This is a genomic window from Pseudomonas sp. LM13 (assembly GCF_041381355.1).
In the GTDB taxonomy this organism is placed as follows: Bacteria; Pseudomonadota; Gammaproteobacteria; order Pseudomonadales; family Pseudomonadaceae; genus Stutzerimonas; species Stutzerimonas frequens.
This window is the reverse complement of sequence record NZ_JACBXH010000027.1, coordinates 1-22,674: the sequence shown is the minus strand read 5'-3', so window position 1 is coordinate 22,674 and position 22,674 is coordinate 1. Positions and strand designations below refer to the sequence as shown.

Here is a 22,674-nt window from a genome sequence, read left to right as displayed (position 1 = left end):
TGGGCTTTGCGAGGCTGATGGAAATTACTTGGCTTCGGTCTTGGTGCCGTCCTGGTGCCATTCATAGACGACGAAGTTGAAGTTCTTCAGGTCGCCTTTCTCGTCGAACTCCAGAACGCCGGTCGGGGTATCGAAGCTGTTGCTGCGCAGCGCTTCGGCGACCTTGTCGGTGTCGGTGCTGCCCGCCTTCTCGATGCCTTCGGCGATGACCTGAACCGCAGCATAGGCCGGGAACACGAACGGGCCGCTCGGATCCTGCTTCTTGGCCTTGAAGGCCTCGACCAATTCCTTGTTGCGCGGATCCTGGTCGAAGGATTTCGGCAGTGTCACGTACATGCCTTCGGAGGCCGGGCCGGCGATGGCGGAGATTTCCGAGTTGCCGACGCCTTCCGGACCCATGAAGCGTACATTCAGGCCCTTTTCCTTGGACTGGCGCAGCAGCAGACCCAGTTCCGGGTGGTAGCCGCCGTAATAGACGAAGTCCACGCCTTCGCGCTTGAGCTTGGCGATCAGCGAGGAGAAATCCTTGTCGCCGGCATTGATGCCTTCGAACAGGCCGACCTTGACGTTCTTGCTTTCCAGGGTCTGCTTGACGGCAGTGGCGATGCCTTCACCGTACTGCTGCTTGTCGTGGATGACCGCGACGTTCTTCGGCTTGACGTGGTCGGCAATGAAGTTGCCGGCGGTCGGGCCTTGCAGGCTGTCGAGGCCGATGGTGCGGAAGATCAGTTCGTAACCGCGGGAGGTGATGTCCGGGCTGGTGGACGCCGCGGTGATCATCAGGATGCCTTCGTCCTCGTAGATATCGGACGCCGGCTGAGTGGAGCTGGAGCAGAGGTGGCCAACGACGAACTTGACGTTGTCATTGACGATCTTGTTGGCCACCGCCACGGCCTGTTTCGGATCGCAGGCATCGTCGTAGCGAACGCCCTCGAGTTGCTGACCGTTCACCCCGCCGGCCTTGTTGATCTGCTCGATGGCCATTTCGGCCCCGATGAACTGCATGTCCCCGTACTGCGCCACCGGCCCGGTTACCGGCCCTGCCAATCCGATGCGGATCGTGTCGGCGGCCAGGCTGTAGCTGGCTGCGCCGGTCAGTGCCATTGCCAGGAAAATTTTCGAAAGACGCTGGTTGGTCTTCATAAGTGCTCCACTTGCATCGTTATTGTTTGAATCCTGCGGGCCGGAGTGCCGTTAAGAGGCGAACATCCCGAAACGCTCCGGCAACTGTACCGGCACAGTGTAGAAGTGTCTCCTCCCGTTTGCACAGCCGGCAGATTCAACCGTTTGATGGGAATCGGGGCGCGGGTATCATGGCGCCTTTTTCGTTACGGACGAATCCCATGGCCGACGACGCAAGCACTCTTTATGCCAAGCTGTTGGGCGAAACCGCAGCGATCACCTGGCAGGAACTGCAGCCTTTCTTCGCCCGCGGCGCGTTGCTGCAGGTGGCTGGCGAGGCCGATCTGGTCGAGGTAGCGGTGGCGGTAGCCGAGGACGATCAGGCCAAGGTGGCCGCCTGGCTGACCAGTGGGCAGTTGACGAAGATGCCTGCCGAGCAGGCGCAAGACTGGCTGGAGCGCGATCCTGACCTCTGGGCCGTGGTCGTCGCGCCCTGGGTGCTGGTGCAGGAACGCGTCGGCAAACCTGCACTGCACTGAAAAGGGGCGAGGCTCGCGAGCTGCCAGGTGTGGAGCCAGCCCGCACCCGAAGGTTTAGCCGAGCTTCTTGCAGACCTCTTTGCGGTTTGGCATCTGCTTGCATTTTTCGCTGAGTGCGCGCAGTTCACTCTCATTGTTCTTGAGCTTATGGGCGAGCATCTTTTCGACAATGAACTGTTCCTGTGAACCCAGGTGGCGTTCAGCCCGTTCAATGGTCGCAAGGGCTGCACCTGGATCGCCATTGTTCAGATGGTAGTGAACCAGTTGTTCGTAGACTTCCGGTCCCGCTAGCGACCAGTCCTTGATCGCGTTGAGCTGTGCCAGGGCACGACGTTTGTCTCCGGTTGCCATGTGGACGTTGAAAAGGCTACGACGAATGCCTGGCTGGTTAGCCACCGGAGACTTGAGGGCTCGCTCGGCCAAGGTTCGGGCATCCTTGAGATTCTTCTGAGCCAGGGCTTCATTGGCTCCGTAGGCGTTCCTGTACGCGTCCAGTGAGGCTTTCACGCTTGGCGCGTTGCGGACTGTAAGCCAGTTCCGTTTATTCACCCGGTTGTAGCGCTCGGCATCGTACTCGCGCTGCAGATAATGGCGCAGGTCGTCGTCGCGACGCTGGGCTGACATGTGTGAGCGGGTGAGGTGTTGGCCGACTGCGCTGACGGTGGTCATCAGGCCCTGATTGACGAACGTGTTGATCTCCTGAGTAAAGCCGTTCAGGTCGAGGCGCTGCAGCGAATCCTGCATCGCGCTCCGTCTAGCCTGTATGAAACCAGCCATGAGGGGTTCCTGCTTGCCCTGAAAGTCGCTGAGTCGCTGCAGGCTATGGCTGGCACCGCGCGGCGCGTAATGCGCGCGGATTAGCAGATCGGTACCTAGCAGATCTGCCTGGTCTTCCTGGGCACGACCCCAGGCGGTGTTCCATACGTTGTCCGAAAAGGTGTTGGCGAGAGAGGTGTAGAGCACTGTATCGCCGATAGCCCTCTGCGTGGCTTGCGGATTCTTGCTGACCACCTTCCACTTCGATGCTCCGCGATCCAGACGAGAGTCTGCGACCATCGTCGCAATGACCGCGGTAGTGGCAATGTTGGTCAGCAGTTCGCGCTGCTCGTTGAAGGCTTGGCGGCGATCATGGTGACGCAGCAGCACATGGCTCATTTCATGGGCCAGCATCGCCGCGATTTCGTCCTCGCTTTCTACGCTTTCCAGCATGCCGAGCGGCACGTAGAGATTGCCGTACGGGTCGGCTGATGGCCCGAACGAGTAACTGTCGGTGACCGTTATCCGCAACTGTGGCTGTTCACCAGGCCAACCCTTGGCGAGGCGTTCGACGATGCCTTGCAGATAGTTCTGCAGCGCAGGAATCAGCACTACGTTCTGTTGGCGGATTTCATTGGCTGGCAGGTTACGACCGTCATAGCTAAGTCGCAGGTTTTGGGTGTGTTGCGGATCGAGGCGGAAGTAACTGCGAACCTCCTCCTGCTCCAGGTATTTGCCCTGGAATCTGCTTTGTGTGCTTTGCCCGGCAAGATTGATCAGCGCGTCGGGTGCTCCTTTGAGCGTGCTGCATCCGCCGAGACAAGCCAGCAGTAGGGCCGACGCCAATGCGGCCGGCTTAGGCAATAGATCAGTTCTTCGCACAGCCGGCCCCGTACCCAATGGTGGAGAGATTGGTTGCGCTTTCTGCGCGGGCCTTGGGTAGCGCTGCACACGGCATTGGGCACGGTCTTGCCTTGACTCAGGCGGACATCCACACCGTCCAGCCAGACCAGCTGCCCGGCTACCTCGACCTGCACCAGTTCAAGATCGTCATTCCACTGCTGTGCGGCCAGTGGTGTGGCGGGTAACTCGGCGCGTGCAACCTTCTTCAGCAAACGACCCTCCGCATCAAGGAGGGCGATCGGATCGTTGGTGTATTGCTCGACGGTCAATCCGGCCGCGTAGCTGGTACTGCTGAGCAGCAGGGCGCAGAGCAGGGTGAGGGGGGTGCGCATGATGACTCCTTTCGTGTGCTGGTCGAGGGGAGGGAGGGGCATTCCGGTTCTTCTGGCAATAGCACGCCAATCAGCAGCAACAAGCCAAGGATGTTCACTGGAGAGACACGCAAGTGATAAAGCAGCAGACTGATTAGCAGCAGACAGAGCGTCGCGCCGAGCGCGAACGCCAGGCGATGCTTGGGCGATAGTCCTGCGCGGGCCGAGTGAAACCAGAGAATGATCAGGGCAAAGAAGAACTCGAGCAGGTCCAGGACATCGATTTCGGTATTCAACAGCTGGGGTGGTGCGGCGATGTATTTCTGGTCGTACTCGATCAAGTTATCCAGCGCCATGGCGTGGGCGTAAACGCCCGGCAGCTTGCCGTGAACTGGGGAGCTGGTGAGGTCCTCGGCGGAGCTGATCGAGGCACCGACCAAAACCAGGCGATCGCCAAGCAGCTCTCGCAACAAGGCTCGCTCCTCCGGTACGGTCGTAGCCAGAGCACTCGCGGTAATCGTCAGGTGATACGGACAGCGTGCTTCCGCAGGAGCGCTGATGCGCCAGAACACTGCCTGAGCAATCTGGCTAAGAATTCTGCTCCAGAGTCCGGATGACGAAGCACATTGGCTGACGTCGCTCACCAGACGCTGCTCTCGCGCCGGGTCACCGCCCCATTGCAGAGCGATCGGCGGCTGCTCCCCGGCGAGCTGCGCCGTTGCTGGTAGCGGCGGGCAGGCATGGCTTGAGCAGTAGCGTCGGTACAACGCGAAGGCCGCACTGTCCATCCAGCCGTACGCGGTTTCGGCTGCCAGCGGATACTGATCTTCATAACCGCTCCAGCTCACGAGTGCCGGCTCGCTGACTTCGGTAAAGATCGGCAGGGCATTGGATTCAGCGCTGCCGGAGTTGGCGAGATACAGCGGCACGCCGGCAGCTCGATAGCGTTCGAACACGTTGGACAGGAGTCGGCTGCTATCGCTGTTGCGTCCGCGGGAGTGGTCATAGCTGTACATCAGGTCAACCATGACCGCGGCTGGCCGATAGGCCAGGAGTTGGCGGAAAAGCTTGCTCTGTTCGCTGTAGGGCAGTGGCCAATGGCTTTCGCGCTGGCGCAGAAAAGCGTCATCGATGATGACAACGGCGATTTGCTCTCTGGCGCCGGCATCGCCGTAGGCGTTGGCTTGCAATTGGTTGAGCAGGCGGGACGATGCGCCATCGGTGGCCGTAGTCAGGCCGAAGGGATCGAGCAGGATTGCCAGCAATGCCAATACGGTTCTTAACGTAGACAACTGGCGCGGTAGGGCCGGCACTTCATCATCCTTGATGATTCCAAAACGACATCACGGATGTTCGGTGAATTAGCTCACAAAAGTCAACGGAGTCGGCCGCGACGATTAGCCTCTTACCCAGCGCTGCCTGGCCCAGGCGCTCAGACTGTCCACCGCCAGCACGATCGCCAGCATGGCGAGGATCACGGTCGAGGCCTGGGCTTCCTGGAACAGGCTGAGGCTCATGTAGAGCATCTGCCCCAGGCCGCCGGCGCCGACGAAGCCCAGCACGCTGGCCATGCGGATGTTGTTCTCCCAGCGGTACAGCGTGTAGGCCACCAGCTGCGGCCACAAAGTCGGCAGGGTGCCGTAGCAGAACGCGGCGACCCGGCCGCTACCGGCCAGGCGCAGGGCGTCGGCGGGGGGCGGCGGGGTGTTCTCCAGCGCCTCGGCGAACAGCCGCCCCAACACTCCGGCCGTGTGCAGGGCCAGCGCCAGGGTGCCGGCGTTCGGTCCTAGGCCAGCGGCGAGCACCATCAGCGCCGCCCACACCAGTTCCGGAATCGCCCGCAGCGCATTGAGCAACAGCCGCGATGCAGCTTGCGCAACCAGGCCGAAGCGCCCCGCGGCCGGTAGCGCCAGCAACAGGCCAAGAATTGCCGCGAGCAGGGTGCCGATGGCCGACATGGCCAGGGTTTCCAGCGTGCCGTGGGCGATCGCCCGCAGATGACTGGCCGATAGATCCGGGGTCGTGAAACCCGACGCGTAGGCAGCCATCTGGGTCAGGCCGTCGCGGCTGAGCAGCGCGGCGCTGTCCAGTTGCAGGAAGGCGAATGCTGCCACCACGGCACCGAGCAGACCCAGCGGGATGAGCAGGCGCGACAGCAGCCTCATGCGAACCTCCAGCGCAGCAGCCGGCTGAGCAGGTCCGCCAGCAGCACCAGGGCGAGGAAGGTCAACAGCATGCTGGCCACCTCGCCGCCGGCGAACATGCGCATCGACAGATCCATCTGCTGACCCAGTCCGCCGGCACCGACGAAGCCCATCACCACCGATGCACGAATCGCGCATTCCCAGCGGTAGACGCTGTAGGACAGCATCTCTCCGGTGGCCTGCGGCAGCACGCCGTAGAAGAACGCCTGCAGCCGCGATGCGCCGCCGCCGAGCAGCGCGCGGGCCGGCAGCGGGTCGACCGATTCGAAAATCTCTGCGTAGACCTTGCCGAGCATGCCGGCGTAGGTGATGGTGATGGCCAGCACGCCGGCCGTTGGGCCGAGGCCGACGGCGCGGACGAACAGCAGTGCCCAGACGATTTCCGGGATGCTGCGCAGCACGATCAGCAGGCCGCGCACCGGCCAGCGCAGGGCGTGGGTCCACCAGGCCGGACGGCCGCCTCGACTGAGCGCCGAAAGTGACAGCGCGCGGGTGGCGAGAAGGGCGCAAGGGATGGCGATGGCCAGCGCCAGGGTCATGCCGGCGGTGGCGATGGCGAGGGTTTCCAGCGTCGCCTGCCAGAGCAGGGCGAGGAATTCGCCGCCATGTTCCGGCGGCCAGAAGGCCGAAACGAAGCTGCCCATGGTATCGGCGTTGCTGCCGTCGAACAGGACGCTCAGGTCCAGCTCGCTCAGCCGCAGGCCCGGCCAGAGCAGCGCCACGGCCAGCAGTGTCAGCAGCAGGCGAGAGGTGGCGGCAGGGTCGCGGGGAACGAGCGCGGGGTTCAGCATCGCGGAATGTTCAGCTGCACGCGCGGCGCCGGTGCCGATGCTGGCGGGCGTCCGAGCTGCTCGTTGGCGTACAGCGCGGTCAGCTCGTCCTGACCGACCGCGGCGGCGGGTTTGTCGAACAGGATGCGACCGTCCCGCACGCCGACGATGCGCGGGAAATGCTCCAGTGCCAGCTCCACCGCATGCAGGCTGGCCAGCAGGGTGGCGTTTCGCCGTTGCGCCTCGCGATTGAGCAGGCCGAGGGTGTGGTTAGCCAACACCGGGTCCATTGCCGAAACGGGTTCGTCAGCGAGGATCAGGTCCGCACCCTGGTAGAGGATGCGGGCGATACCGACGCGCTGCAGCTGGCCGCCGGAGAGCTGATCGCAGCGCATGTACAGCTTGTCTGCCAGGTCCAGGCGACCGAGTGCGTCGGCAGCGCCCTGGCGATCCAGCGGGTAGATCAGGCTGAGCAGGCTTTTGGCGAGCGACCACTGGCCAAGACGCCCGGCCAGCACCGCGGTGATGACCCGTTGCCGAGGTGGCAGCGGCGGCGCCTGGTGGATCAGGCCAATGCGCGTGCGCAGGCGCTGGCGAGCCCCGGCGGAGAGCGACCAGGGACGCTGTCCGAGCAGCTCGACTTCGCCGCTGGCGGGCTTGAGTGCCGTGGCCAGCAGACGCAGCAGGGTGGTCTTGCCGGCGCCAGACGGGCCGATGATGGCGACGCGCTCGCCGGGTGCGACCGCCAGGTCGATGCCCCGTAGCGCCAGCTGGCCACCAGCGTGCGTGTGATCGACACCGGCAAGCCTCAGCGCCGGGCCGTGCGCTGCGGCATGGTCCGGCGTCTGGGTGGTTTGCAAGTTGTTCATGAGCGACGCGAACGTGGCGTCACTTCAGCAGGCCGGCCGCGCGCGCAGCCTCCTCGATGCCTTTGTAGTTTTCCGGCTTGGTCTCGATGAAGCGCGAGGCGGCCTGCAGGTCGAGAATCGCCTTGTGCTCCGGGTTGGCCGGATCGAGGGCGAGGAAGGCTGCCCTGATCTTTTCGACCAGCGCCGGATCGAGATTGCCGCGTACCGTCCAGTTGTAGTCGTAGTAGGGCGGGGTGGTGGAGATCACCCGGACCTTATCGGTATCGACCTTGCCGGCCGCAACGAGCTTGTCCCAGACCGAGGCGTTGAGCACGCCGGCGTCGGCCTTGCCAGCTTCGACCCAGGCGGCGGTGGCGTCGTGGGCACCGGAGTAGGCGATGCGCTTGAAGTACTTCTCCGGCTCGATGCCATCCTTGAGCATGAAGTAGCGCGGCATCAGGCTGCCGGAGGTGGAGGACACCGAGCCGAACGCGAAGGTCTTGCCCTTCAGGTCGGCCAGCGATTTGACTTCGGGGTCGGCGGTGATGAACTTGCTGGTGAACTGCTCGTCCTGCTCGCGCTGCACCAGCGGGATCGCATCGCCGGTCTTCAGGCGGGTCTGGACGAAGGTGAAACCGCCGAGCCAGGCGAGGTCGAGGCGATCGGAGGCCAGGGATTCGACGACGGCGGCGTAATCTGACACCGGGGTGAATTTCACCGGCATGCCCAGTTGCTGTTCCAGATACTCGCCCAGCGGCTTGAACTTGCGGATCAGCTCGGTCGGTGCTTCGTCGGGGATGGCGGAAACCCGAAGGGTTTCAGCCGCATGGGTGGCCGTAATAGACAGGGACAGGGCAAGGCCGGCGACGGCTGCCAGGGAGCGCTTCAGCATTGAGGGTTCTCCGGTTCAATAGCGGAAAAAGCGCGCGGATTATAGAACCTCTGCGGCACATCGCGGCAAGGGAAAGCGCCATCCGTGCCTCGGCGCGGCGCCAGGCAAGGAAATCGGCTCGCTCGGCGAACTTTTTTCAGCGGCCATACCTAAGGAATCTGTAGTGGCCGAATATCAGCAAAGTGCCACCCGCGCAGGGCAAGGGATACGAATGTGAAAGGCGGTAAGCGGCGGAAAACGACGATGGTCTGGGCGGATGGTCATTCCTTCAGGGAGGTTGCACGGATAGAGGCTAGCTCGCCGGACACCGTGCCCCCGCGCAATGCACCGCTTGGCGAGAAGATGTTGGTCGAGGCGCGTCTGGCCGTGGTTCTGCTCGGGCCACTGCTCATCGACCTGCCCCAGACCTGAGGCCGAACCTCGACCTCCCTGCCGCGGATCACTGCGGCAGGGCATTCGCGGCGGGCTGCTCAGACAGCGCTGAACAGCAACAGCAGCACGACACCGAGTATCAGTCGGTAGATCACGAATGGCAGCATGCCGACACGCTCAAGCAGCTTGAGGAAGAGGTGGATGCACAGATAGGCGCTCACCGCCGACAGCACCACGCCCAGCCCCATCGCCGGCCAATCCACTGGCGCGCCGCCTTCGACCAGATCCAGTGTGCTCAGCGCACTGGCGAGCACGATCACCGGAATCGACAGCAGAAAAGAGAAGCGCGCCGCGCCCGAGCGCGACAAGCCGAGCAGCAGGCCGGCGGTCATGGTCACACCCGAGCGCGAGGTACCAGGAATCAGCGCCAGTGCCTGGGCACAGCCGATCAGCAGAATGTCCTTCCAGGAGAGGCTGTGCTCGTCGCGCGGTTGCGCGGTACGCCGGCTGACCACATCCGCCCACCACAGCAATATGCCAAAGCCGATGGTGGCCCAGGCGATCACCAGCGGTGAGCGCATGTGCACTTCGATGAAGCCCTTGAACAGCAGACCGGCGATGCCCACCGGAATCGTGCCGAGAATCACCGCCCAGGCGAGCCGACTGTCGCCGACGCGCTCGCGGCGTCCGAGCGAGGTAAACCAGTCGCGGGTCATGCCGAACACCTCCTGGCGGAAATACCAGACCACGGCGGCGAGCGTGCCGAGGTGAACCGCCACGTCGAATGCCAGTCCCTGGTCGTCCCAGCCCACGAGGTGTGGGAAGAGGATCAGATGAGCCGAGCTCGAAACCGGCAAGAACTCGGTAAGCCCCTGCACGATGGCCAGGACGATGATCTGAACTAATTCCATTGCGTACTTCCTGCGATCTGTTCGAATGCGCGCCGCAGCAGGGCGCGTGGTTGAGTGGCGTGATGAGGCCGGGCCTCGGAGCTTCCTTCAGAGGCGCACGAGGGCGGATCGTTCCGGTTGGCTTGGCGATTTGCTCGTCGGTCGTCTCGATGTACGGCTCGTCGGCGCGAACCGAAGGCGGATCACATGGCCGTTCGCGATGGTGCGGCGCTAGAATCAGGGCCTTGTTTGCCAAGGAGCCGTCCATGTCCGATCTGCCAACTCTCGCCTTCGCCGGTATCGGTCTGATGGGCCTGCCGATGTGTCGCCGCCTGCTCGCGGCAGGTTATCAGCTGGTCGTCTGGAACCGCTCGCCCGACAAGTGCCAGCCGCTGATCGAACTTGGCGCCAGGGCCGTGGCGACCCCCGCGGAGCTGTGTGCCGAGGCCGACATCGTGCTGCTTTGCCTGGCCGATACCGCCGCCGTGCGCGAGGTGCTGTTCGGCAAGGGGGGCATCGCCGAGGGCGGCAAGGCCGGCAAGCTGCTGGTCGACCATTCCAGCCTGGAGCCGACAGCGACCCGCGACATGGCCGCCGAGCTGGAATTCCGCAGTGGCATGCGCTGGGTCGATGCGCCGGTCTCCGGTGGCACCGCCGGCGCGGAAGCCGGCACGCTGGCGATCATGGCCGGCGGGCGCGCCGAGGACGTCGAACGGGTGCGCCCGATCCTGATGAACCTGGGCCAGCGTCTGACCCATATGGGTGAGGTGGGTGCCGGGCAGGTGACCAAGGTCTGCAACCAGATGATCGTCGCCTGTAACGCCCTGGTGATCGCCGAGGTGGTGGCGCTGGCCGAGCGCGCCGGGGTCGATGCCAGCCTGCTGGCGCCGGCACTGGCGGGCGGTTTCGCTGATTCCAGACCGTTGCAGATTCTTGCCCCGCAGATGGCTGCAAGTGAGTTCGAGCCGGTGAAATGGCACGTGCGCACCTTGCTCAAGGATCTCGACACCGCAGTGAAACTGTCCCGCGAGCAGGGCTCGGCGACCCCCTTGAGCGGTTTGGCCGCGCAGCTGATGCGCTTGCACGGCAGCCAGGTCAATCTGGAGCGCGATCCGGCAACGCTGGTCGAGATGTACCGGGAGGGCGACCAGTGAAGATCGCCGCCAACCTCTCGCTGCTGTTTACCGAGCTGCCCCTGGCCGAGCGCATCCTCGCCGCCCGCGTCGCCGGCTTCGATGGCGTGGAAATCCAGTTTCCCTATGAGGTGCCGGCCATCCAGTTGCGCGCGCAACTCGAGCGCGCCGGCCTGCCACTGGTGCTGATCAACCTGCCGGCCGGCGATCTGATGCAGGGCGGTCCCGGGTTGGCGGCCGTGCCGGAGCGGCAGGAAGCCTTCGACAATGCCTTGCAGGAGGCGCTGACCTACGCACTGATGGCGCGCCCGGCGTGTGTCAACGTGCTGCCGGGCCGACTGGCGGAGGGCGTTGAGCGCGAACTGGCGCTGGAGACGTTGGAGCACAACCTGTGGAAGACCGCCGATGCCTTCGACATGCTCGGCATCCGCGTGCTCTGCGAGGCGATCAACCCGCTCGACATGCCGGGCTTTCTGGTCAACAGCGCGGCGGATCTGGCGACGTTGCTGGAGCGGGTTGACCACCCCAACTGCATGGCGCAGCTGGACTTCTACCACATGGCCCGCCAGGGACTGGACCTGCCGGGGTGCATCACCCAGCTGGCCGGGCGTATCGGTCACGTACAGTTCGCCGATTGCCCCGGGCGCGGCGCCCCGGGCAGCGGCGAAGTGGACTTTGCGGGTGCGCTGCAGGCATTGCAGACCAGCGGCTACCAGGGCTGGCTGGGCGCGGAATACAAGCCGGGCGAGCAGGGCAGCGAGGCCAGTCTGGGATGGCTGGCCGATTGGCGTGCCCGCTGACCATCGCGCGGCATAAGCGAGGCTGATGTTCGGAGACAGGATCAGGTACAGACTCTAGAGTCATCGTCGAGTCCCGGCTGGTCTGCGGCCGGAATATAAGAACAATCGAGACCGACGTCATGCAGCCTTCCACCCAAGCTTCCAACGCCTGGCGCGTGCTGTTTCTGCTGTTTCTGGCGAACCTGTTCAACTTCTTCGATCGCACCATCCCGGCGATCATCGCCGAGCCGATTCGTCTGGAATGGAGCCTCAACGACTTCCAGCTCGGCCTGATCGGCACCGCCTTCACCATCGTCTATGCCATTGCCGGTCTGCCGCTGGGGCGCATGGCCGACCTCGGTTCGCGGCGCAAGATCATGGGCTGGGGGCTCACCGCCTGGAGCGGCCTGACGGCGATCAACGGGCTGGCCTGGAATTTCTGGAGCTTCCTGCTGGTGCGTATGGGCATCGGCATCGGCGAGGCCAGCTACGCGCCGGCCGCCAACTCGCTGATCGGCGACCTGTTCCCGGCACACAAGCGGGCACGGGCCATGGGCATCTTCATGCTGGGCCTGCCGCTGGGACTGCTGTTGGCATTCTTCACCATCGGCTCCATGGTCGAGGCGTTCGGCAGTTGGCGTGCGCCCTTCTTCATCGCCGCGGTGCCGGGGCTGGTGCTGGCGCTGTTCATCTTCCTGATCCGCGAGCCTAAGCGCGGTGCGGCGGAGACCGTCAAGGTCTCGCAGGAGCCGGTGCAGCAGCCGGTGCGCAAAGTCCTGGCCATTCGTACCTTCTGGTGGCTGGTGCTGGCCGGGTTGGCGTTCAACTTCGCCACCTACGCCTGCAACGCCTTCATGGTGCCGCTGCTGATGCGTTACCACGGGGTCTCTTTGGTCAATGCATCGGTCGCCACCGGCGTGATCGTCGGCCTGACCGGTTTGATCGGGCTGACCTTGGGCGGCTGGGTCGCTGACCGCATCCATCAGCGCTTTGCCCGTGGCCGGCTGATATTCGCCGCGGTGAGCATGCTGGTCGCCACGCTCGCGACCGGCTACGCCTTGCTCGCCGGGCGGATCGACGTGGGCGTGTTCGTTGCGGTGTTCAGCATCGGCTGGCTGTTCTCCTACAACTTCTATACCTGCGTCTACACCGCGATCCAGGACGTCGTCGAACCGCGCCTGCGGGCCACGGCCATGGCGCTGTTCTTCGCCGGTCTGTACCTGCTCGGTGGCGGCATGGGCACCGTGGTGGTGGGGCTGCTTTCGGACCACTTCGCCGAGGCGGCGATGCTCGCGGCAGGCGCCAGCGAGATGGCCGAGGCCTTCCGTGCCGAAGGGCTGCACGGGGCGATGTACCTGATTCCGGCGTCGCTGCTGCTGACCATGGTGTTCCTGTTCCAGGCCTCGCGGACCTTCTGTGCCGATGCCAAACGCATGACGGCGGGGATGACCGCCGCAGCGCCCGGCGCGGAGGCGGTGCCTGCCTGATACACGTTGCGTCATGGGGTTTGTGCCCGGACCAGCAATGGCCGGGCATTTTTTTCATCTGGACAAAGCCGGCGAGGGGTTGACCGACGATAGGCCTGCAACGGTGGACCACCTCCTTTACACTGCGCGGCCGTTTTTTCTGTACCCGCGGACCACGCCATGCTCAATGCTTCACCCGCCCGCGCCTGCGGCATCGATTTCGGCACCTCCAACTCCACGGTCGGCTGGTGGCGGCCGGATGCCGATCCGCTGATCGCCCTCGAGGGTGATCAGCCGACGCTGCCCTCGGTGGTGTTTTTCAACCTCGAAGAGCGCCGCCCGGTCTACGGTCGCCAGGCGCTGCACGAATACCTCGAAGGCTACGAAGGCCGGCTGATGCGCTCGCTCAAGAGCCTGCTCGGCTCCAAGCTGCTGAAGAGCGAAACCACCGTGCTCGGTAGCGCCATGCCGTTCAAGGAGATCCTTGGCCTGTTCCTCGGCACTCTCAAGCAGCGTGCCGAGACGGCCGCCGGCCGGCCATTCGAGGAAGTCGTGCTGGGGCGGCCGGTGTTCTTCGTCGACGACGACCCACAGGCGGACCGCGAGGCATCGGACACCCTCGCCGCTGCCGCCCGCAAGATCGGCTTCAAGGAGGTGTCGTTCCAGTACGAGCCGATCGCCGCGGCCTTCGACTACGAGTCGCGCATCGAACGCGAGGAGCGTGTTCTGATCGTGGATATCGGCGGCGGTACATCCGACTTCTCGCTGGTGCGTCTGGCGCCCGAGCGCCGCGCGGTGGACGACCGGCAGGCGGATATCCTCGCCACTGGTGGCGTGCATATTGGAGGCACCGACTTCGACAAGCAACTCAGCCTGCACGGGGTGATGCCGCTGTTCGGCTATGGCAGCCGGATGAAGAGCGATGCGCCGATGCCCACCAGCACCCACCTCAACCTCGCCACCTGGCACACCATCAATGCGGTCTACGCGCCAGCGTCGCAGCGCGCGCTGCAGAGCATGCGCTACGACATCGTCGATCCCACCGGTATCGACCGCTTGTTCCGCCTGATCGAGCAGCGCGCCGGGCACTGGCTGGCGATGCAGGTGGAGCAGGGCAAGATCGAGCTGACCGAGCAGCAGCGCTTCGCCATCGACTTCCAGCGCATCGAGCCGGATCTGCGCTTCGAGCTGAGCCGGCAGGGTTTCGAGAGCGCCATCGCCGCGCTGCTCGAACGCATCGGCGTCAGCATTGGACAGCTACTGGCCGATGCCGGGGTGCGTGCCGAGGAGGTCGACACGGTGTTCTTCACCGGCGGTTCCAGTGCCATTCCCGCGCTGCGCGACAGCGTCGCCGAGCTGCTGCCGCGGGCGCGTCATGTCGAGGGCAACCGCTTCGGCAGCATCGGCAGCGGGTTGGCCATCGAGGCGCGCAAACGCTACGGTTGAGCCGGGCCGCAACGTCATTCGCTGACACAAAAACTTCACACTGACGGGTCAACGTCGGGTGCAGGCTGCGGGTCCCATTAACGGTGCTCAAGCGGAGCGTCTTCATGGAGAGCAATTCGATGGCCTATCGCATCCGACCTACTCGCAATGCCGCCAAGGAAGTGCGCAAGGCCGCCCTGCAGCGCATCGACAAGGCGATCCAGGCGCTTACGGTCGAGGCGGATGAGCGCGCGGAAGGGGTGCATCAGGCGCGTAAGCGCTTCAAGGAACTGCGAGCCTTGTTGCGGCTGGTACGCGAGCCGCTCGGTGCACGTTTCAAGCTCGACAACCGGCGGCTGCGCGACGTGGGGCGGTGCCTGGCCGAGTCTCGCGATGCTACGGCGATGCTGGAAAGCTGGGATGCGCTGGCGCGGGCCAACCAGCCATTGTTCGTCAGCGACGCGTTCCGCCAGATCCGTCTGCAATTGCAGCAGCGCGCTGCGCCGGATGGTGAGGTGCACGGGAATTTCGAGACGGAGCTGACCGAGGTGCTGGGCGAACTGCGTGCGCTGACCCAGGATGTGCAGCACTGGAAGCTGTCGGGCAAGGGTTTCGGGCTGCTCGCCAATGGGCTGCGCCGCACCTACAGCGATGGGCTGCGGGACCTGGAACGGGCTGAGCGGGACGGTTCGGATGAATTGCTGCACGAATGGCGCAAGCGGGTAAAGGATCACTGGTATCACTGCCAGCTGCTCTCGCCGTGCTGGCCGGATGCGCTGGAAAGCCGCGCCGAGCAGCTCAAGCAGGTCGCCGATGCCTTGGGCGATGACCACGATCTGGCGATGATGGCGCATCTGATGCAACGCGAGCCCGACCTGTTCGGCGCGCCGGAGACTCGAGAACAGTTGCGGTGTTGTATCGAACAGCGCCGCGAGCAGCTGCAGCAACGAGCGCTGCGCCTTGGTCGGCGGCTCTACGCCGAAGGGCCGAAGGCGCTGGTCACCCGAATTGCGGCCTACTGGTGCATCGCCCGGGCGGAGCGCCGTTAGCTTCGCACGTGGCCCTGAGGGCGGGCCTCAGCCCGCCGATCATGGCCGGGATGCGCCAGCTTATCCGGCAACCAGCACGCGTATCGCTTCCAGGCGCAAGGCAGCCTTCTCCAGCGCTGCCAGGCCGTCTTCGCGCTGCTGGCGCAGGGCGTCGATCTCGCTGTCACGTACGCTCGGGTTGACCGCCTGCAGCGCCACCAGTCGCGCCAGTTCCTCGTCCAGCCCGGCCTTGAGCTTGCGCTGGGCTTCGGCGACCCGTTCGACATGGCGCGGCTTGATCTTCGCCTCGGCGGCGGCGATCTGCGTGGCCAGTACGTCGCGCTGGGCCTGGACGAACTTGTTGGCGCTGGCGCGTGGCACGCTTTCCAGCTGATCGTTGAGCGTGTCGAAGGCCACCTTGGCCGCCAGGTCGTTGCCGTTGCCGTCGAGTAGGCAGCGCAGCGCCAGCGGCGGCAGGAAGCGGCTCAGCTGCAGGGCGCGCGGCGCCACCACCTCGCTGACGAACAACAGTTCTAGCAGCACGGTGCCCGGCTTGAGCGCCTTGTTCTTGATCAGCGCCACCGCGGTGTTGCCCATGGAGCCGGACAGCACCAGGTCCATGCCGCCCTGCACCATGGGATGCTCCCAGGTGAGGAATTGCATGTCCTCGCGGGCCAGCGCCTGCTCGCGGTCGTAGGTGATGGTCACGGCCTCGTCGTCGCCCAGCGGGAAACTGGCGTCCAGCATCTTTTCGCTGGGGCGCAGTACCAGAGCGTTTTCCGAATGATCTTCGCTGTCGATGCCGAATGCATCGAACAGCTGCTCCATGTAGATCGGCAGGGCGAACTGGTCGTCCTGCTCCTCGATGGCTTCGACCAGCGCCTTGCCTTGTTCGCCGCCGCCGGAATTGAGCTCCAGCAGGCGGTCACGGCCGGCATGCAGCTCGGCTTCCAGGCGTTCACGCTCGGCGCGGGCTTCGTCGATCAGCAGTTGATAAGCGTCGTCGTCACCTTCTTCCAGCTGCGCCAGCAGCCGCTGACCAAAGCGGTGCTGCAGTGCGTTGCCGGTCGGGCAGGTGTTGAGGAAGGCGTTCAGGGCCTGGTGATACCACTGGAACAGGCGCTCCTGCGGGCTGGTCTCCAGGTACGGCACGTGCAGCTGGATGGTGTGCTGCTGGCCGATACGGTCGAGGCGGCCGATGCGCTGCTCGAGCAGGTCCGGATGAGCCGGCAGATCGAACAGCACCAGATGGTGGCTGAACTGGAAGTTGCGGCCTTCGCTGCCGATTTCCGAGCAGATCAGCACCTGCGCGCCGAACTCCTCGTCGGCGAAGTAGGCCGCGGCGCGGTCGCGTTCGAGGATGCTCATGCCTTCGTGGAATACCGTGGCCGGGATGCCGGAGCGCACGCGCAGCGCGTCCTCCAGATCCAGCGCAGTCTCGGCGTGGGCGCAGATGACCAGCACCTTGTACTTCTTCAGCATCTTCAGGGTGTCGATCAGCCACTCGACACGCGGGTCGAACTGCCACCAGCGGTTCTGCTCGTCGGCCGGTTCCTGCTGACTCTGGAAGGCGACTTCCGGATACAGCTCGGCGTGCTCGCCCAGCGGCAGCTCCATGTATTCGGCGGGGCAGGGCAGCGGGTAGGGGTGCAGCTGGCGCTCGGGAAAGCCCTGCACGGCGGCGCGCGTATTGCGGAACAGCAGGCGGCCGGTGCCGTGACGGTCGAGCAGCTCGCGGATCAGCCGACTGCTGGCCTCGATATCGCCATCGGTGGCGGCGGCGAGCAGGGCTTCGCCTTCGGCGCCGAGGAAATCATGGATGGTCTGATGAGCCTGCTGCGAGAGACGACCCTCGTCGAGCAGTTCCTGCACGGCTTCGGCCACTGGCTGGTAGCTGGAGCTCTCGGCGCGGAAGGCGTCGAGGTCGTGAAAGCGATTCGGGTCGAGCAGGCGCAGACGGGCGAAGTGGCTGTCCAGGCCCAGCTGTTCCGGGGTTGCGGTCAGCAGCAGCACGCCGGGGATCACTTCCGCCAGCTGTTCGACCAGCCGGTATTCGGCGCTGGCACTTTCCGGGTGCCAGACCAGATGGTGCGCCTCGTCCACCACCAGCAGGTCCCAGCCGGCGGCGAAGGCCGCATCCTGGGCGCGCTCGTCTTCCTTCAGCCACTCCAGCGACACCAGCGCCAGTTGGGTGTCTTCGAACGGGTTGCTGGCATCGCTCTCGATGAAGCGCTCGGCATCGAACAGCGCAACTTCCAGATTGAAGCGGCGGCGCATCTCCACCAGCCACTGGTGCTGGAGGTTCTCCGGTACCAGGATCAGCACCCGGCTGGCGCGGCCGGAGAGCAGCTGGCGATGGATGATCAGGCCGGCCTCGATGGTCTTGCCCAGACCCACTTCGTCGGCCAGCAGCACGCGCGGGGCGATGCGGTCGGCGACTTCCTTGGCGATGTGCAGCTGGTGCGCGATGGGTTGCGCCCGCACGCCACCGAGGCCCCACAGCGAGGACTGCAACTGGGCGCTCTGATGCTGCAGGGTGTGGTAGCGCAGGCTGAACCAGGCCAGTGGGTCGATCTGCGCGGCGAACAGGCGGTCGCTGGCCAGGCGGAACTGAATGAAGTTCGACAGCTGGGTTTCCGGCAGGGTGCGGGCTTCGTTCTGCGCGGTCAGGCCGTGATAGACCAGCAGGCCATCGACGTCATCGACCTCGCGCACGGTCATCTTCCAACCTTCGAAGTGGGTGATCTCGTCTCCCGGGACGAAGCGTACGCGGGTCAGTGGCGCACTGCGCGTCGCATACTGGCGGGTCTCGCCGGTCGCCGGGTAAAGCACGGTGAGCATCCGTCCATCCTGGGTGAGGATGGTTCCGAGGCCGAGTTCCGCCTCGCTGTCGCTGATCCAGCGTTGCCCCGGTAGATACTGCTGCGCCATGCTGCCTCCCGCTGTGAAAAAGCCGGCTATGGTAACGGAACGTCGCCGGGAGAGCGACGCCGATGGCGACTGCTCGACGCATGAAGTGTAGCGGTCCTGCTAAAGTTGGCCGGTGTTGCGCCGACTCATCGGCAAAGAGGGCTCAAACATGCTGCCACCCATTCCAAGCGGCGTATTCCCGGTCAGCGCCCAGCAGGACGCGGTCAAGCCGCGCCCCGAGGTGGCGCCGGTGGCTCCGGTGCAGCCAAGTTCCGGCGAAAGCGCCGTCACCCTCGATCGTCGGCATCCGCAGGAGAGCGCGGAAATGCTGCGCGACGAGCAAAGGCGCCGGCAACGCCGCGGTTACACCCCGGAAGAGCTGGCGAAGGGCGAGACCGACGAGCAGGATCAGGCCGGTTTGGAAGAGCTTCCACGGCAGGGCCTCTGGGTCGACGTCGAGGTCTGAGGTGTTGACGACCGACCCAAGCGTTGTTTCATCGATCGGGTTGCCTGGCGCCGTGTTGGACTACCGGGCGGGCTGGGTAGACGGCGATACTGCCGACGCCTGGCAGCAGGAGCTGCTCCGCGCCACGCCCTGGACGCAACCGGAGATACGCATCTACGGCCGCCGGGTTGCGGTACCGCGGCTGGTCGCCTGGTATGGCGACGCCGAGGCCGGATACCGCTATTCCGGCTTGCGGCATGACCCGCTGGCCTGGACACCGCTGTTGCAAGACATCCGTCAGCGTCTGCAGAACGAAACTGGCCATCGCTTCAATGGCGTATTGCTCAACCTGTATCGCGACGGAGGCGATGCCATGGGCTGGCATAGCGACGACGAAGCCGAGCTGGGTCGCGATCCGGTCGTGGCGTCGCTGAGCCTGGGAGCCGAACGACGCTTCGACCTGCGGCGCAAGGGCAGCGGGCGTATTCAGCACTCGCTGCTGCTTGGGCATGGCTCGTTGCTGGTCATGAGCGGCGCGACGCAGCATCATTGGCAGCACCAGATCGCGCGGACCAGCAAGGTATCGCAGCCGCGCCTCAACCTGACCTTTCGCCTTATCCGGCCGGGAACGAACGCATGAGCAGTGACGAGAACCTGATCGATTTCAGCGCCGAGCGTGCACGCCGCATTCATGACCTGAACGACAAGCGACTCGAGGAGATGCGCAAGACCTTCGAGCAGGTCCTGCCGCTTGGCAAATCGAAGAAGAAGGGCAAGAAGCCGACAAAGAAACGTTGATCGGCATGCCAGCTCGCGCGCCACACCGGCAGTCCATACCGATTCGCTATTAGCGATCGCCTCCGCTATTTGCGGCCTGCCCATTTCAGGGCGAATTCGGCCGAACCCTTCCTCCAATACCCCCATTTTCTTGACCTGGATCAGTCGTTGCGCGCGCCTGGGATCGGCATTTTGCGGCCATTGACCCGGGTCAATTTTTTCCCGATCACCCGGGTTTACCTTGCACCCATCGAACAGCGAATCAGGTTTCGGAGGTAGGTCTCATGTTTGTCGATAATGTGGTGCTCGCAGGGGTGGTCACGGTCGGCCTGATGGTCGCCTTCCTCGGAGGCTTCGGATATTTCATCTGGAAGGACGCGCACAAGAAGCGCTGAGTTCTTCCCGATTCAAAGAGCACGCAAGGCATTTAGGCGACCTATGGTCGCCTTTTTTTTGCCCACGATTTATCGACGGGTCTGAGGTTGGCTGAACACGACTGTGGTGAACGCCGGTATCTCGAACTTCCCACCGGCTACCTCGGCCTGGCGGATGATCGGGTCGACGGAGTTCTTCAGTAGTGGATGCAACGCGTAGCCGTCCGCGCCCGGCAGGCGAACCCGCTTGTCCGAAGCATTGATTACCACCATCAGCGAGCTGTAGCGGCGGTCCAGGTCGCGGCCGTCACGCGGGCCATCGGCCAGGCTGAAAGCGATCACGCCAGGCTTCTGTTCGGGACCGGTGTTGTGAAACCGCAGACGCCGTTGCACCTCGCGGGCGCTGTCGAGCTGGAACAGTGCGCTGTCGCTGCGAATTTTCAGCAGCTCCAGAAAGCGCCGCTTTGCGGTGACGATGTCGGCAGCGCCCGGTTCGGCCTGTGGGTCGACGATGATCCTGCGAATCAGCGGCCAGTTGTCGCCGTCCTTGTCTGCACGCGGCAAGCCCTTGTTCCAATTGTTGTCCTGGTAGCCGAAATCCACCGCATTGAACCAATCCCCCGAGTCGTAGCTGTCGCGCTGCATGGACTTTGAACGCAGGATGTCCGAGCCGAGATGGATGAACGGCACGCCCTGACTGAACAGCGGCACCGACAGCGCCACCAGGTGCAGGCGGACCCGGTCGGCAACCGACAGGCTGCTGGCGAACTTGTACTGGTTGTTGTCCCACAGTGTCTGGTTATCGTGCTTGGAGACGTAATTGACCGTTTCCTGCGGGTCCAGCGTATAGCCGGCGGGCTGGCCGTTGTAGTCGATCTCGCTGCCCTTGCGCGTGCTGCCGTCGGCGGTGACGAACTGGAAATCACGCAGCCCGCCGGCGATGCCGACGCGGATCAGATCGGCGGCGTGCAGCAGCTGCGCTTTTTCCTGAGCCCCGGTACCGCTCAGCTCGTTGGGCCGCAGGTAGAGGCCGTTGGCGAAGCCCTGGTTGCGACGGATGCTGTCGCCACCATCGAAGGGGCTGCCGCCACGGACTGCATCACGTTGCCGATCATTGAAGGTGCCTACGCCGGTGCCGGCCATGTTCAGCTGGTTGGCATTGATGCCGCGTGCGTTGCCGGCGACCTCGCCGAATTCCCAGCCTTCGCCGTAGAAATAGGTCTCGCGATCGATGCGGCGGACCGCGCGATAGGCATCGACGATCTGCTCGCGCATGTGGTGACCCATCAGATCGAAGCGAAAGCCGGCGATCTTGTAGTCGCGGGCCCAGACCTTCAGCGAGTTGATCATCAGCTTGGCCATCATGCGATGTTCGCTGGCGGTGTTCTCGCAGCAGGTCGAGGTTTCCACCGCGCCGGTGGTGGGGTTGCGGCGGTGGTAATAGCCGGGCACGACCTTGTCCAGAACCGGTTTGTCGGCCAGACCCGAGGCGTTCGTGTGGTTGTAGACCACGTCCATCACCGTGGCCAGTCCGTTATTGGCGAGCGACTGCACCATCTGGCGGAACTCGATGATGCGTTGCACGCCTTCGGCGTCACTGGCGTAGCTGCCCTCGGGCGCGGTGAAGTGGAAGGGGTCGTAACCCCAGTTGAAATCGTCCAGACCGCGCAGGTCGTCGTACAGCGATTGCGCCTGGCCGCTGGCCGGATCGAAGCCCTCGAGCACCTGACGGATGCTCGCCGCTCCGCAATGCTGCGCCCAGCGCTGGCGGGCCTGATCCGACAGGTCGCAGAGTTTGGCGAAGGGGTCGTCGAGGCCGACCCGCCGGGCGGGGTCCTCGTCGATGGTGGCGATGTCGAACACCGGCAGCAGCTGAACGTGGGTGAGCCCGGCCTTCTGCAGGTCACGCAGGTGACGCATGCCGTTGCTGTGCTGTTGGGTAAACGCGGCGTAGGTGCCGCGCAGCTCCGCCGGCAGGCTGGTGTCGCTGGCGCTGAAGTCGCGCAGATGGGTTTCGTAGATCACGCTCGCTTCGGGACGCTCCGGGCGTGGCGGGCGCACCGCATCCCAGCCGGCGGGCTTGAGGTCATCGGCGTTCAGGTCGACCACCTGGGCGTACTGGCTGTTGCGTGACAGGCTCAGGGCGTAGGGGTCGCTGACCAGCGTCGTCTCGACGCTGCCGGTACTGGGTCGGTAGGCAGTGACTTCATACTGGTAATACTGCCGATCCAGCGAGCGCGGGCCTTCCAGGCTCCAGACGCCGAGCCGCTCTCGCATAGGCTTGGGGTATCCCGGTAGCAGCCGTTTGGCGGCATCGAAGACATGCAGGCGAACCCGCTGCGCGGTCGGTGCCCAGAGCTTGAAGGACACACCTCTGGCATCGAGCGTCGCGCCCAGCTTGCCGTTGTAGGCGAACAGCATGTCGAGGATGCCGGCGGTCTGCACTTCGGTGGCATCGATGACCCGCTCGTCCGCATCATAGGCAATTACCACCAGCTGGCTCATCACGGCGCGGCGAATGTCTCTCACACCTGCCGTGAGTTGGTAAGCGGGGGCGTCGGCCAGATGCGGGTGCTGGCGCCTGAGGCCGTTGCGCAGGCTGGACGGCTGCATCGCCAGGACCTGCCCGCCGCTGACAGTGCGCGCCTCGCCGTCGATGCGGATGCTGGCATCGTGGGCATAGCGCAACTCGACGCGGCTGGCGCCCGGTGCGCCGCCCACCAGCGCTAG

General features: G+C 64.5%; 21 protein-coding genes. 10 read left to right on the top strand and 11 right to left on the bottom strand.

What is annotated here, in order from left to right; all coding sequences use genetic code 11:
* Positions 1–24: 24 nt before the first annotated feature.
* Positions 25–1,143: a branched-chain amino acid ABC transporter substrate-binding protein gene (locus HZR81_RS16195; RefSeq protein WP_500128707.1), complete on the bottom strand. Its 1,119-nt coding sequence runs from the start codon at positions 1,141–1,143 to the stop codon at positions 25–27.
* Between the two features lie 200 nt (positions 1,144–1,343).
* Here HZR81_RS16195 and HZR81_RS16190 point away from each other — a divergent pair, with 200 nt between their 5' ends.
* Positions 1,344–1,661: a DUF2288 domain-containing protein gene (locus HZR81_RS16190; protein ID WP_500128706.1), complete on the top strand. Its 318-nt coding sequence runs from the start codon at positions 1,344–1,346 to the stop codon at positions 1,659–1,661.
* 54 nt (positions 1,662–1,715) lie between these two features.
* Here the strand turns inward: HZR81_RS16190 and HZR81_RS16185 are convergent, their stop codons facing one another.
* The 8 genes from HZR81_RS16185 to HZR81_RS16150 form a co-directional block, all read right to left on the bottom strand.
* Positions 1,716–3,281 carry a M48 family metalloprotease gene (locus HZR81_RS16185; RefSeq protein WP_500128705.1) on the bottom strand — a complete coding sequence of 522 codons (1,566 nt, stop codon included), beginning with the start codon at positions 3,279–3,281 and terminating at the stop codon, positions 1,716–1,718.
* Positions 3,194–3,652 (bottom strand): hypothetical protein, encoded by a 459-nt coding sequence (locus HZR81_RS16180; protein WP_500128704.1) that lies wholly within the window; start codon positions 3,650–3,652, stop codon positions 3,194–3,196. Before HZR81_RS16180 ends, HZR81_RS16185 begins: the two co-directional genes overlap by 88 nt.
* The gene (locus HZR81_RS16175; protein ID WP_500128703.1) at positions 3,586–4,944 is read right to left on the bottom strand and encodes a CHASE2 domain-containing protein; all 1,359 of its coding nucleotides are present in this window, start codon (positions 4,942–4,944) and stop codon (positions 3,586–3,588) included. Before HZR81_RS16175 ends, HZR81_RS16180 begins: the two co-directional genes overlap by 67 nt.
* Positions 4,945–5,028: 84 nt before the next feature.
* Positions 5,029–5,796: a phosphonate ABC transporter, permease protein PhnE gene (phnE, locus tag HZR81_RS16170; protein ID WP_500128702.1), complete on the bottom strand. Its 768-nt coding sequence runs from the start codon at positions 5,794–5,796 to the stop codon at positions 5,029–5,031.
* On the bottom strand, positions 5,793–6,626 hold the full coding sequence (locus tag HZR81_RS16165; protein ID WP_500128701.1) for a PhnE/PtxC family ABC transporter permease: 834 nt from the start codon (positions 6,624–6,626) through the stop codon (positions 5,793–5,795). The genes phnE and HZR81_RS16165 overlap by 4 nt, the downstream gene beginning before the upstream one ends.
* Positions 6,620–7,474: a phosphonate ABC transporter ATP-binding protein gene (locus HZR81_RS16160; RefSeq protein ID WP_500128700.1), complete on the bottom strand. Its 855-nt coding sequence runs from the start codon at positions 7,472–7,474 to the stop codon at positions 6,620–6,622. Before HZR81_RS16160 ends, HZR81_RS16165 begins: the two co-directional genes overlap by 7 nt.
* Positions 7,475–7,493: 19 nt before the next feature.
* The gene (locus HZR81_RS16155) at positions 7,494–8,345 is read right to left on the bottom strand and encodes a putative selenate ABC transporter substrate-binding protein (protein WP_063542571.1); all 852 of its coding nucleotides are present in this window, start codon (positions 8,343–8,345) and stop codon (positions 7,494–7,496) included.
* A 470-nt stretch (positions 8,346–8,815) separates the two neighbouring features.
* The gene (locus HZR81_RS16150; RefSeq protein ID WP_102839908.1) at positions 8,816–9,628 is read right to left on the bottom strand and encodes an undecaprenyl-diphosphate phosphatase; all 813 of its coding nucleotides are present in this window, start codon (positions 9,626–9,628) and stop codon (positions 8,816–8,818) included.
* 245 nt (positions 9,629–9,873) lie between these two features.
* On the opposite strand from HZR81_RS16150, the gene HZR81_RS16145 reads away from it, so the two are divergent.
* The 5 genes from HZR81_RS16145 to HZR81_RS16125 all read left to right on the top strand — a co-directional run bounded on the left by HZR81_RS16145 (position 9,874) and on the right by HZR81_RS16125 (position 15,459).
* Entirely contained in the window at positions 9,874–10,761 is an 888-nt protein-coding gene (locus HZR81_RS16145; RefSeq protein ID WP_500128699.1) for an NAD(P)-dependent oxidoreductase, read from the top strand.
* Positions 10,758–11,540, top strand: coding sequence for a hydroxypyruvate isomerase family protein (locus HZR81_RS16140; RefSeq protein ID WP_500128698.1), 783 nt, complete (start codon positions 10,758–10,760; stop codon positions 11,538–11,540). The genes HZR81_RS16145 and HZR81_RS16140 overlap by 4 nt, the downstream gene beginning before the upstream one ends.
* Positions 11,541–11,659: 119 nt before the next feature.
* Positions 11,660–13,006, top strand: coding sequence for a spinster family MFS transporter (locus HZR81_RS16135; RefSeq protein WP_500128697.1), 1,347 nt, complete (start codon positions 11,660–11,662; stop codon positions 13,004–13,006).
* A gap of 159 nt (positions 13,007–13,165) precedes the next feature.
* Positions 13,166–14,431, top strand: a complete 1,266-nt coding sequence (locus HZR81_RS16130) for an Hsp70 family protein (protein WP_500128696.1) — start codon at positions 13,166–13,168, stop codon at positions 14,429–14,431.
* 104 nt (positions 14,432–14,535) lie between these two features.
* Positions 14,536–15,459, top strand: coding sequence for a CHAD domain-containing protein (locus tag HZR81_RS16125; RefSeq protein WP_500128695.1), 924 nt, complete (start codon positions 14,536–14,538; stop codon positions 15,457–15,459).
* A gap of 60 nt (positions 15,460–15,519) precedes the next feature.
* Here the strand turns inward: HZR81_RS16125 and rapA are convergent, their stop codons facing one another.
* A complete protein-coding gene (rapA, locus tag HZR81_RS16120; RefSeq protein ID WP_500128694.1) occupies positions 15,520–18,369 on the bottom strand; it encodes an RNA polymerase-associated protein RapA in 2,850 nt (949 codons plus the stop codon).
* A 148-nt stretch (positions 18,370–18,517) separates the two neighbouring features.
* Here rapA and HZR81_RS16115 point away from each other — a divergent pair, with 148 nt between their 5' ends.
* The 4 genes from HZR81_RS16115 (at position 18,518) to ccoM (ending at position 19,965) form a co-directional block, all read left to right on the top strand.
* Positions 18,518–18,814 carry an aspartate-semialdehyde dehydrogenase gene (locus tag HZR81_RS16115; protein WP_102839914.1) on the top strand — a complete coding sequence of 99 codons (297 nt, stop codon included), beginning with the start codon at positions 18,518–18,520 and terminating at the stop codon, positions 18,812–18,814.
* 1 nt (position 18,815) lies between these two features.
* Entirely contained in the window at positions 18,816–19,433 is a 618-nt protein-coding gene (locus tag HZR81_RS16110) for an alpha-ketoglutarate-dependent dioxygenase AlkB family protein (RefSeq protein WP_500128693.1), read from the top strand.
* Positions 19,430–19,591, top strand: a complete 162-nt coding sequence (locus HZR81_RS16105) for a hypothetical protein (protein WP_166082524.1) — start codon at positions 19,430–19,432, stop codon at positions 19,589–19,591. The genes HZR81_RS16110 and HZR81_RS16105 overlap by 4 nt, the downstream gene beginning before the upstream one ends.
* A gap of 263 nt (positions 19,592–19,854) precedes the next feature.
* Positions 19,855–19,965: a cytochrome c oxidase subunit CcoM gene (gene ccoM / locus HZR81_RS16100; protein ID WP_011914065.1), complete on the top strand. Its 111-nt coding sequence runs from the start codon at positions 19,855–19,857 to the stop codon at positions 19,963–19,965.
* 69 nt (positions 19,966–20,034) lie between these two features.
* Here the strand turns inward: ccoM and pulA are convergent.
* Positions 20,035–22,674, bottom strand: a 2,640-nt coding sequence (pulA, locus tag HZR81_RS16095) for a pullulanase-type alpha-1,6-glucosidase (protein WP_500128692.1), incomplete at its 5' end; no start/stop codon positions are given.